Raw genomic sequence first — 10,704 nt, forward strand, 5'->3', positions numbered from 1 at the left:
GGGTTCCACTACCGCTGGTGGGAACTGCTGGCCGCCCGGCCGCAGGGGTTCCCCTCACTGGCGGTCGCCGGGAAGGAACTGACCGGGATCACCGTCGCCGAGCTCACCGGCCTGCTCGGCCTGTCCGCCTGGACCAAGAAGATCCCCGGTCTGCGGATCCTGGTCCGCGACGAGCCGCTGCACCCGAAATACCTCGCCCGCGCCACGGAGCAGGAGAAACAGAAGGGCCAGCGCTACCAGCTGATCGCCATCAACGCCCGCGTCGGCCAACTCGCCTGGCTGGATGCCCGCCACCGCTCCCACGTCCACGTCGAAAACGACGTCAAACAGGGCAAGCGCCACGGAACCAGCCAAGATCTTCTCATTGCACGACACTAGCATCCACCAGCACCAACACCGGCCCTCAGCAACTGCCGCAAGGAGCCACTTGGACGCCTCAGCACACAGCGCGCCCCTATCAAGTGACACGCGTGTGCAACCCGGGGGTGGATCCGAAGACCAGCCCGACCAGTAAAAACACTGGTCAGGAGTCTCGGCCTATACCGACCAGAGCGGTACCACCCCCGAGTTGCACATACCCTCGGCCTACGCGTCCACCAACCACCTCAGGTGTTGTACGTTTGTTGTACGGTTGCCTCATGAGCGTCGGATTCCGCCCCACCGAAGAGGACCTCCGGATCATCGAGGCCAACCGCCACCAGGACGAGAAGACCAGCGACGTCATCCGGCGCGCCCTGCGACTGCTGGACCGGGAGGCGTGGGAGACGCGCGCCCGCGAGGACATGCACCGGCTGCGGAACGAGGACCTGTCCGCCGAGCCCGATGCGTGGGAGTACGACACCAACGGCAACATTGTGATCACAGGTACGAGCCTCGCGGTACCAGCCAGGTCCCAGGACCATCCGTGATCCGCGGGGCGGTATACCCGGTCGACCTTGGCGACGCCAAGCGCGGGCATGAGCAGCGGGGGCGTCGGCTCGGCCTCGTCCTGAGCATGGAGCAGAACACGTGGTCCACGGTCACGATCGTTCCCACGTCGACCGGCGCGCAGGCGTCCACCTTCAGGCCGGAGGTGATCATCGCGGGACGGCCGACCAGGATCCTGATCGACCAGATCCGCGCCATCGACAGCGCCTATGTCACGGGTGAACTCGTGGACTACCTCCCCCGCGACGACATGGCCCAGGTCGAGCACACCCTCTCGCGCTACCTCGGCCTGCTCCGCTGAAAGGCATGTGTCGCCTTGACCGCTTGGTTCCGCCGCTTGGTTCCGCCCGCTGGTGGGGCCGCGGTGATCACCGCCATTCGATGAAGTCGTCCATCCGGTCGCCGAAGCGCTCACGGCTGTACCGTGCGATGCCGTGGATGTGCTCCTCCATGAGACTGTGGGCCTGCTTGGCATGACCGGAAAGAATGGCCCGGGCCAGCTTCAGGTGATCGTCGGCGATCAGGTCACGCATCACCCGGGGGTCGTCAGTGAGGGCGACGTGGTGGGCGACGATCCGGCCCATGGTCTGCATGCTCAGCTCGAGCACGCGGTTGCGGGCCAGTGAGGCTATCGCGATGTGGAATCCACCGTGCTCCTGGACGAACTTCCCCAGCTCCTCGTGTTCTTCGTGTTCTTCGTACGCCCCGCCTCCGTCGAGGTAAGGCGCCATCGCGGCGGCACGCGCCTCCCTGTCCGGGTTGCGGGCGGCCCGGTCGGCCAGGACGCATTCGGCCAGCACCCACGCCTCGAAGAGTTCGGCGTAGGTGGCCCCCGCCAGGTGAAAATACAGCGTGGAGATGCGTCCGAGGTTCGACGGGTCGACGGTACCGACCACCGGGCCGCCGCCCGGCCCACGGCGGATGGACAGCAGGCCCTGCACCTCCAGCAGGCGCAGCCCCTCCCGCAACGACTCGCGGCTCACTGAATACTGTTCGAGCATGGCCGCCTCCGACGGCAGGCCGTCACCAGGCTGTAGCCCACGGGCGATGATGTCGTGCACCACATCCCGTGCGACGGTCTCCGATGTCTTCAGGCGGCGCATCACCCCGTCACCCGACGCGATCGCGATGCAGCCTCGCGGAGTCGCCGGGGCCGGTGCGTGCCGACGAGGGCCCAGCGCTCCAGCGGGCGCAGGCAACGGCTCTCGACCGGGGCTGCTCACCATGAGCAGAGGGTACCGCCAGGCCGAGTTGCTCCTGATGAATCGCACCGCCCAGCTCCTTGCCTACCCCGTCCCGCGGACGGGCTGGGCGGGCTGGGCGGGCTGGGCAGTACGGACAGGCCGGTAGCGCCAGTGGCTGTGGCCCGGCTGTCCTGGCTCACCCCGTGACGTCTCCCAGGATCCGCAGGGCACGCCGGGCAAGCATCCCGATGTCGTCCCCGCGGCTGGCCATACGTTCATCCGTGCTCTCCCCGCGCACGTAGCGTTGGTGCAGCTGCTGGCAGATCACCGCTGTCCGCCAGCAGGCGAACGCCTCGTACCAGGCAATGTGTGACAGGTCGGCGCCGGTGCGCGCCGCGTACCGGCGCGTGACCTCCGCCCGGGTGGGCACGCCCAGCGTCCGCAGGCCCGGCACGTGCAGCGCGTGGTCGTCCGCGGTGTCCGACGGGTCGGGCCAGTAGTTGAGCAGCATCCCGACATCCGCGAGCGGGTCGCCGAGCGTCGCCATGTCCCAGTCGAAGACCGATGCCACCCGGTCGGGTGCGGCCGGCGCGAACTGACAGTTGTCAATCTTGAAGTCGTTGTGTATGAGCACGGATGCCCGCGAAACCGGCAGCGTGCGCTCCAGGCGGCGGCCCGCTTCGGTCATCTGTGCGTCGCACTCGGCGGTGGCCACGAGCTCCCAGCGACGGCGCCATCCCGACAGCTGGCGCGCGAGGTATCCGCCAGGCCGGCCGAGATCGTCGAGGCCGCAGCTCGCCGGGTCGACGAGATGCAGGTCGGCGAGGGCCTCGACGGTGGCGAAACCGACGCGGCGAGCCGCGTCGGGCAGGTTGCGCAGCGACGGCGGCAGCGCCCCCCAGACCACCACCCCGGCGCGGTACTCGCCGACCACGAAGTCGCTGCCCACGACGTCGTGGTCGGCGCAGAACACGTAGGCTCGCGGAGCGCGGTCGTACTCCTGCCACAGGCGGGACAGCACCCGGTGCTCACGGCGCATGTCGTGGGCGCCTGGGGCGATCGCGCCGAACGGAGGCCGGCGCAGCACCAGACGGGTGCGACCGAACGAGAGCAGATAGGTGAGGTTCGCCGAACCGTTCGGGAACTGCGCCACCGACAGCTCGCCTGTCACCTCCAGCCCCCGCTCGGCCAGCCGCGGCAGCAGGTACCCGGCCAGCCGCTCCCACGGCAGCTCCTCACCGGGGCGGACCGGCGCCAGCTCAGGCGGATCCGCCGGCTCAGGCGAATCCGCTGACGGCCAAGACTCGGCGTTCATCATCCCCGGCCCTTCCCGGTAGCTGCGGTCCTGGTAGGCCGCGGTCCCGATGCCGCGGGCAGCGCGCCGTGCGCGCGCCGTGCGCCCGCGTGCCGGTGGCACCTGTGGGGGAACCTGGCACACGCCCCCGCAGGCCCCGTTGCGCCCGCCGTCCAAAGACCTTAACCTCATGACGAATATAGACGTGACAAATCTGACAACCCCGAGGGAGACCCATGGGCGCGGAAGCTGCGGACAGGGATCTCGAGGCCTTCCGGGGCAGGGTACGTGCCTGGCTCGCCGACCGCGCGGGCCCGCGGGCCGTCCCAGGTGAGAGCCGCCAGGAAGACTGGGGACACGGGTCGGACGACGTGTCGGTCTTTCACAGCCTGTCCTTCGCGGACGAGAAGGCGCTGATCGGCCGGGCGGCGGCCTGGCAGCGGCAGAAGTTCGACGCCGGCTTCGGCGCGATCACCTGGGCTCCCGAGTACGGCGGCGGCGGGCTCGGGCCCGAGTTCGCCGAGGTGTTCGCCCATGAGGAGGCGCACGTCGAGACTCCGCCGGGGCACGAGCTGCTGACGGTGACGCTGCACCTGATCGCCCCGACGATCGAGCTCGTCGGCACCCCCGGCCAGCGCGCTCTCCTGGTGCGGCGGTTCCTGCGCGCCGAGGAGCTGTGCTGCCAGCTGTTCTCCGAGCCGGGTGCCGGTTCCGACCTCGCAGCCCTGGCCACCCGCGCGGTTCGCGACGGTGACGCCTGGGTGGTCAACGGGCAGAAGGTCTGGAGCTCGGGTGCCCAGTTCGCCGGCTGGGGCATGCTCATCGCGCGGACCGACCCGGATGCCACGAAACACGCGGGCCTCACCGCGTTCATGGTCGCGCTGGACTCCCCCGGAGTGACCATCCGGCCGCTGCGCCAGATGTCGGGCGGTTCGTCGTTCAACGAGGTCTTCCTCGACGATGTCCGGGTTCCCGACTCCCTGCGTCTCGGGGAGGTGGGCGGGGGCTGGCGGACGGCCCTGACAACGCTCGGGCTCGAGCGCGAGGCCAGCAGCGCGCCGAGCCAGGTCGGCGGGGGCTTCCGGGAGCTCGTGGCGCTGGCCCGGTGGCTGGGTCGCGCGGGCGATCCGCTGGTCCGCCAGCAGCTCGCCGACGTGTTCATCAACGAACGGCTCGCCCGGGTGTCGGCCCAGCGGGACGAACAGTCCCGGCAGGCCGGCCGGACGCCGGGGGCAGCGGGCTCCCTGCGCAAGCTGCGCTGGGTGGCGGGCATGGAATCGGCATCGCGGACGGCCGCTCTGCTGCTCGGCCCACGCCTGACGGCGGACACCGGTGAGTGGGGCACGTTCTGCTGGAGCGCCCACGTCCTGGGCGCTCCGGGCTACCGGATCGCGGGTGGTTCGGACGAGATCCAGCGCAACATCATCGCCGAGCGGATCCTCGGGCTGCCGGGCGAGCCGCGGACCGACCGGGGCAGGCCCTGGCGGGACATCCCACGTTGACCATCGGAGGATCCCACCGTGACGGGAGCACAGATGCGCCAGCGCGATGAGCCCGGGCACGGCAGCCCGCTCCAGGGCAAGGTGGCACTCGTGACAGGCGGGAGCCGCGGCCTCGGCCGGGAGATGGTGCTCGCGTTCGCCGCGGCCGGCGCGGACGTCGTGATCACAAGCCGGAAGGCCGCCGGCTGCGCGGAACTCGCCGCGGAGGTCCGCCGCGCCACTGGCCGCAGAGCGTTGCCCTACCCGGCGCACGTCGGCGACTGGGCCGGCCTCACCCGCTTGGTGGATGCCGTCCACGACGAGTTCGGCCAGCTCGACGTCCTGGTCAACAACGCCGGTATCGCCCCGCGCTACCCGAGCCTGGACGAGGTGACCGAGGAGCTGTTCGACAAGGTCATCGGGGTCAACCTCAAGGGGCCGTTCCGGCTCACCGCGCTCGTCGGTGCCCGCATGGCCCGCGCCGACGGCGGTTCGATCATCAACATCAGCAGTGTCGCGGCGGTGCGCCCGACACCGGGCGACCTCCCCTACGCGGCGGCCAAGGCGGGCCTGAACGCCCTGACCGCCGGCTTCGCCCAGGCCTTCGGGCCGACGGTCCGGGTCAATACGATCATGGCAGGACCGTTCTTCACCGACATCAGCAGGAGCTGGGACATACCGGCCTTCGAGGCGATGGCCGGACGCTTCCCCCTGGGCCGGGGCGGCGACCCGCGTGAGATCGTCGGTGCGGCCCTGTACTTCGCCGGGCCCGCATCGAGTTTCACCTCCGGCGCTTTGCTCGCCGTCGACGGCGGCCAGGCGGTCGTCCCCTATACTGCCTCGACTGACGGGGCAGACTGACGGGGCAGACTGCTCCAGACACCCGTTCCGCCCCGCCCCTACGGAGGGGAACGGATTCCGGCCTCAGGCTGACAGGCGGACGACTCCCCGCACGATCGTGCCCGCAGCCTGGTCGTGGTAACCCGTCGTCACGTCGGCCAGCGAGTCGTAGGTGCGGGTCACGATGGAGTCGAGGTCGTAGCGGCCGGCATGGTGGAGGTCGGCGAGGAACGCGATCCCCTTGCGGCCGTCCCAGGATCCGGCGAGGCAGCCGACCACCTGCTTTTCGAAGCTCTGCAGGTTACGCAGACTGATCGTGGCAGCGGTCTCCTCCGCGGGATGAACGTTGACGACTACCACCCTGCCCCGTTTACCGACGAGGGACAGCGCGGATTCCAGCAACCGGCCGTCACCGGCGGCCATGGTCATGACAACGGTGTTCGCCATGCGGCCATGGGTGAGGTCACGCACCGCCGGCAGCGCGTCGTCGAGGGTCGTCGCCGTCAGCGTCGCCCCCAATTTCATGGCGATCTGACGCTTGAACGGCACAGGGTCGACCGCGACGACGGCACGGGCGCCCGCGAAACACGCTGCCTGCACGGCGTTGGCGCCGATCCCGCCGACCCCCGCGACCACGACCACGTCGCCCGGCCGGACCTCGGCGGTGTTGAGCACCGCTCCCCACCCGGTGACCCCCGCGCAGCCGATGGTGCAGGCGAGTTCCAGCGGGAGGCCCGGCTCCACCCGCACGCAGTTCTTCTCGCTGACCACGGTGTGCTCGGCGAAGGTACCGAGAAAGACGAAAACCCCCAGGTCCTGACCACGGGCATGATGCCGGGCGGTGCCGTCGGACACCTGGAACCCCTGGCCGAGCAGCGCTCCCCGCTCACAGAAGTAGGGGCGGCCGTCCAGGCAGGGCGCGCAGTCCCCGCAGGGCGGCAGCGGAACACTGAGCACGACATGATCACACACACGAATGCGCCGGACCCCCGGCCCCACCGCTTCGACGACGCCAGCGCCCTCGTGACCCCCGATGATCGGGAGCCGGATCTCCGGGTAACCGCCCCTGCGCAGATGGTCGTCGCTGTGGCAGAGGCCGGTCGCCACCATGCGAACCAGGACCTCCCCCACGCCCGGCGGGTCGAGGGTGATCTCATCGATGGACCACTGCGGCTCCCCCGGCCACAGCACCGCCGCACGGGTTCTCACCGTACCGTCCCCGCGTCCGGGGCCGGCCGTGTCACCGGGGACGCGCCTGGGGGCCGGGCCCGCCGACCTCGGCGAGGTAGCCGGTGGAGTCCACCCGGCGCTCACCCCAGCGAATCTCGAAGAGAAGCCTGCTGATTTTCCAACCGTCCGCTTCGCGTCGCAGCTGGTTGTGGTATCGGCCGACGAGCACGTGCACCGTTTCCGTGGACGCACGGAACACCTGGTGTGAGGTGTGGTAGACGAGCGCGCTGGCCTGATCCGCCGCAAGGTCCACGTGGTAGACGCTGAGCAGGTGATGCTGCCAGACGCATTCCCGGGTGGCCTCGTCGATCCAATCGGCGACCGTGTCACCGCCGACGATGGGATCGGCGTTGCCGTACCGCGCCCACAGGTCGTCGGCGAGGGTCGCCCGGACCCCGTCGATATCCCGTGTGTCGATACACGACGCATACCGGTAAAGCACGTCGGCGACCTCGGCGCGGTCCAGGCCGGCCTCGATCTCAGCCGCTGTACGCATGCTCACTCCTAATGAGTTCTGGGAGCCAGCCATCCGGCAGACTCCGGGCGGTAGCCGCCAGCGGGTGAGCACTTCGTTCTCCTGGACGTCGAGTCCTGACGAAAGACCGTGCCCCTGCTGGTTGGCCGGGAGAGTTGATCGCTGATGGGATGTCGTGCCTGCCGTTCGCGGCGTGAGCACTGTGTTCATTAGGTCGCTGATAGTTCTCCCGCGGGCTGCTCAGGGTGATCGGCATGGAGGGCGGGAGAGGCGTTGCGGCTGTTCGTGGGAGACGACTGGGCGGAAGACCACCACGACGTGGAGGTGATGGACGCCTCGGGCCGCCGGCTGGGCAAGGCCCGGCTGCCCGAGGGAGTGACCGGTATGGCCCGGCTGCACGCGATGGTCGGCGAGCACGCCGGCGACGATGACGAGGTGGAGGTGCTGGTCGGGATCGAGACCGACCGCGGCCCCTGGGTCCAGGCGCTCGTCGCTGCTGGCTACACGGTGTTCGCGATCAATCCGCTGCAGGCGTCGCACTACCGGACGCGGCACGGGGTGTCGGGCGCGAAGAGCGACGCCGGCGACGCGCACGCGCTGGCGGACATGGTCCGTACCGACGCCCACCAGCTGCGCCCGGTCGCCGGGGACAGTGCCACCGTCGAGGCGGTCAAGGTCGTGACCCGGACCCACAAGACCCTGATCTGGGAACGCACCCGCCACACCCAGCGGCTGCGGCACGCGCTGCGGGACTACTTCCCGGCCGCGCTGGTGGCGTTCGAGGACCTGGACGCCGCGGACACCCTGGAGTTGCTGGCCAAAGCGCCCACCCCGGGCGAGGCGCGCCGGCTGACAGTCAGCCAGATCAGCGCCGCCCTGCGCCGGGCGCGGCGCCGTGACGTCCCCGCCAAGGCGGCAGCGATCCAGACGGCGCTGCGCGCCGAGCACCTCGGCCAGCCCGACGTCGTGACCGGCGCCTACGCGGTCTCGGTCCGCGCGCTGCTCGCGGTCCTGGCCGTGCTGAATGAGCAGGTCAAGACCCTCCAGGGGCAGGTGGAGGAGCATTTTGGCCGGCACCCGGCCGCTAAGATCGTCCTGTCCCAGCCAGGGCTTGGACAGGTCCTCGGCGCCCGGGTGCTCGCGGAGTTCGGCGACGACCCCGACCGCTACACCACCGCCAAGGCCCGCAAGAACTACGCCGGCACCTCGCCGATCACCCGCGCCTCGGGCAAGAAGAGAACCGTCGCCGCCCGGTTCGTCCACAACGACCGGCTCGTTGACGCCCTCATGACCCAGGCCTTCTCCGCCCTGCAGGCGTCCCTCGGCGCCCGCGCCTACTACGACCGGCAGAAAGCCCGCGGAGCCAACCACAACGCCGCCCTGCGCCAACTCGCGAACCGCCTCGTCGGCATCCTGCACGGCTGCCTCAAGACCGGCAGCCTCTACGACGAGACGACCGCCTGGTCGCATCACGTCGAACAGGTCGCGGCTTGACATTTCAGCTCCTGGGATGTCTTTCGGAACAGTCCCAGCGGGTGCCGCGCCCGCCGCCGCGCTGGCGGGTCAGCCCCCCACCTTCATCCACACGCTCTTGATCTCGGTGAAATCGTCGAGAGAGGCCGCGCCCAGGCTGCGGCCGTGCCCGGAGTTCTTCACGCCGCCGTAGGGCACCGTCGGGTAGACCATCTGGTAGGTGTTCACCCACACCGTTCCGGCCCGTAGCGCCCTGCTCGCACGGTGCGCCAGGCCCAGATCGTTCGTCCACACACCGGCCGCCAGCCCGTACTCGGTGTCGTTGGCCATGGCGATGGCCTCCTCCTCCGAGCCGAACTCCAGCACGGACATCACCGGCCCGAAGATCTCCTCGCGGGCGATCCGCATGTCGTTGCGCACGGATGTGAACACCGTCGGCTGGTGGAAGTAGCCGACGTCACCATGGCGCTCACCGCCGAGCACCAGCTCCGCGCCCTCGTCCCGGCCGTAGCCGACGTAACGCCGCACCCGCTCCAGCTGCTCCGCGGACACCAGCGGCCCCATCTGGCTGCTGGGGTCGAAACCCGAGCCGAGCTGGATGTCACGCGAACCGTCAATGATCAGACTTACCAGTGTGTCGTGCACGGAGCGGTGGACCAACAGGCGGCTGCCCGCGGTGCACACCTGCCCGGACGCGCCCCACACCCCGGCCATGGCCGCGGCGGCGGCGGCCTCCAGGTCGGCGTCGGGGAAGACGATGAACGGGCTCTTGCCGCCGAGTTCGAGGCTCACCCGTTTCACCCGTGCGGCGGCGGCGGCCTGGATGGCGCTTCCGGTCGCCACCGAACCGGTGAACGACACGGCGTCGATGGCGGCGGAAGTGACGAGGGCCGCGCCCACCACCTCACCGACACCTTGGACGACGTTGAAGACCCCCGGCGGGATTCCCGCCTCGAGCGCCAGCTCCGCCATGAGAACCGCCGACATGGGGGTCTGCTCGGCCGGCTTCAGCACGACGCTGTTGCCGGCGCTGATGGCGGCGGCCACCGCGGCGAACACGGCTGTCGGCCCGTTCCACGGGGTGATCAGGCCGATGGCGCCGATCGGCTCCCGATGCTGGTAGACGACCAGGTCCGACGGTACCGCCGGGATCGCTCCGGCGAGCTTGGAGGGCCAGCCGGCGTAGTAGTCGATACCGTCGACCGCGAACTGGACGATGAAGCCCTCGTAGAAACGCGGCAGCCCCGAGTCGATCACGTCGATCTCGGCGAAGACGTCCGCCCGCTCCGCCAGGAGGCTGGCGAGCCTGCGCATCCGGCGTTCCTTTTCCAGCGGCGGGAGGAAGCGCCACCGACCGTCGTCGAACGCGGCGCGCGCGGACCGCGCGGCCCTTTCGGCGTCGACCGCCGAGCCGGCCGCTGCGGTGGCGACGTGGCGTTCGGTCGCGGGGTCGATGACCGGCATCGTCGACCCGTCGAGGGACGGGACGACCGCACCGTCGATCACGTGGCCGAACAGGGGGCGCGCCAGCTGGCGCGCGGCTTCCGCCGAGATCGGATATACCGATTGATCATCTAATGTGCTGCTCATCGAAACTGCTCCGATCTGGTTGCGGGAACACCGCGGACATCGCCGCGGTCACGGCGTTCGACAGCCGGGGCGCCGGCTCCCCGGACACCGGTCACGGCTCGTGTCACGGCTCGGTCTGCTCCGTGGGTGGGCCACCGGTGGCCGGCTCCCCCGCCGCCACGGGCGCGGGCCGCGCGCCGGCCGTGGGCTCGGCGGCGGTCGTGACGGCGG

At 70.2% G+C, this 10,704-nt stretch carries 10 protein-coding genes and 1 pseudogene; 6 read left to right on the top strand and 5 right to left on the bottom strand.

The genetic code is table 11. The annotated features are described in order from the left end of the window. The 3 genes and pseudogenes from MJ797_RS27645 to MJ797_RS24000 all read left to right on the top strand — a co-directional run. Positions 1 to 378 (top strand): annotated as a pseudogene (locus tag MJ797_RS27645) (hypothetical protein); the annotation flags it as partial. 260 nt (positions 379 to 638) lie between these two features. Next, on the top strand, positions 639 to 908 hold the full coding sequence (locus MJ797_RS23995) for a hypothetical protein (RefSeq protein ID WP_239341512.1): 270 nt from the start codon (positions 639 to 641) through the stop codon (positions 906 to 908). Continuing rightward, the gene (locus MJ797_RS24000; protein ID WP_239341514.1) at positions 905 to 1,228 is read left to right on the top strand and encodes a type II toxin-antitoxin system PemK/MazF family toxin; all 324 of its coding nucleotides are present in this window, start codon (positions 905 to 907) and stop codon (positions 1,226 to 1,228) included. Before MJ797_RS23995 ends, MJ797_RS24000 begins: the two co-directional genes overlap by 4 nt. A gap of 67 nt (positions 1,229 to 1,295) precedes the next feature. Here MJ797_RS24000 and MJ797_RS24005 read toward each other — a convergent pair whose 3' ends face one another. Further along, positions 1,296 to 2,030: a FadR/GntR family transcriptional regulator gene (locus MJ797_RS24005; protein ID WP_239341516.1), complete on the bottom strand. Its 735-nt coding sequence runs from the start codon at positions 2,028 to 2,030 to the stop codon at positions 1,296 to 1,298. A gap of 277 nt (positions 2,031 to 2,307) precedes the next feature. Next, positions 2,308 to 3,426 carry a phosphotransferase family protein gene (locus MJ797_RS24010; RefSeq protein ID WP_374582899.1) on the bottom strand — a complete coding sequence of 373 codons (1,119 nt, stop codon included), beginning with the start codon at positions 3,424 to 3,426 and terminating at the stop codon, positions 2,308 to 2,310. Positions 3,427 to 3,641: 215 nt separating this feature from the next. On the opposite strand from MJ797_RS24010, the gene MJ797_RS24015 reads away from it, so the two are divergent. Further along, positions 3,642 to 4,907 carry an acyl-CoA dehydrogenase family protein gene (locus MJ797_RS24015; protein ID WP_239341520.1) on the top strand — a complete coding sequence of 422 codons (1,266 nt, stop codon included), beginning with the start codon at positions 3,642 to 3,644 and terminating at the stop codon, positions 4,905 to 4,907. A 33-nt stretch (positions 4,908 to 4,940) separates the two neighbouring features. Then, a complete protein-coding gene (locus MJ797_RS24020) occupies positions 4,941 to 5,747 on the top strand; it encodes an SDR family NAD(P)-dependent oxidoreductase (protein ID WP_239341529.1) in 807 nt (268 codons plus the stop codon). A 63-nt stretch (positions 5,748 to 5,810) separates the two neighbouring features. Here MJ797_RS24020 and MJ797_RS24025 read toward each other — a convergent pair whose 3' ends face one another. Next, a complete protein-coding gene (locus MJ797_RS24025; RefSeq protein WP_239341522.1) occupies positions 5,811 to 6,935 on the bottom strand; it encodes an alcohol dehydrogenase catalytic domain-containing protein in 1,125 nt (374 codons plus the stop codon). Positions 6,936 to 6,966: 31 nt separating this feature from the next. Next, the gene (locus tag MJ797_RS24030; protein ID WP_239341524.1) at positions 6,967 to 7,452 is read right to left on the bottom strand and encodes a nuclear transport factor 2 family protein; all 486 of its coding nucleotides are present in this window, start codon (positions 7,450 to 7,452) and stop codon (positions 6,967 to 6,969) included. A 306-nt stretch (positions 7,453 to 7,758) separates the two neighbouring features. Here MJ797_RS24030 and MJ797_RS24035 point away from each other — a divergent pair, with 306 nt between their 5' ends. Then, positions 7,759 to 8,925, top strand: coding sequence for an IS110 family transposase (locus MJ797_RS24035; protein WP_239341532.1), 1,167 nt, complete (start codon positions 7,759 to 7,761; stop codon positions 8,923 to 8,925). A gap of 69 nt (positions 8,926 to 8,994) precedes the next feature. Here the strand turns inward: MJ797_RS24035 and MJ797_RS24040 are convergent, their stop codons facing one another. Beyond that, positions 8,995 to 10,494: an aldehyde dehydrogenase gene (locus MJ797_RS24040; RefSeq protein ID WP_239341526.1), complete on the bottom strand. Its 1,500-nt coding sequence runs from the start codon at positions 10,492 to 10,494 to the stop codon at positions 8,995 to 8,997. Positions 10,495 to 10,704: the final 210 nt, after the last annotated feature.

Source organism: Protofrankia sp. CiP3 (assembly GCF_917627345.1).
GTDB lineage: Bacteria > Actinomycetota > Actinomycetes > Frankiales > Frankiaceae > Protofrankia.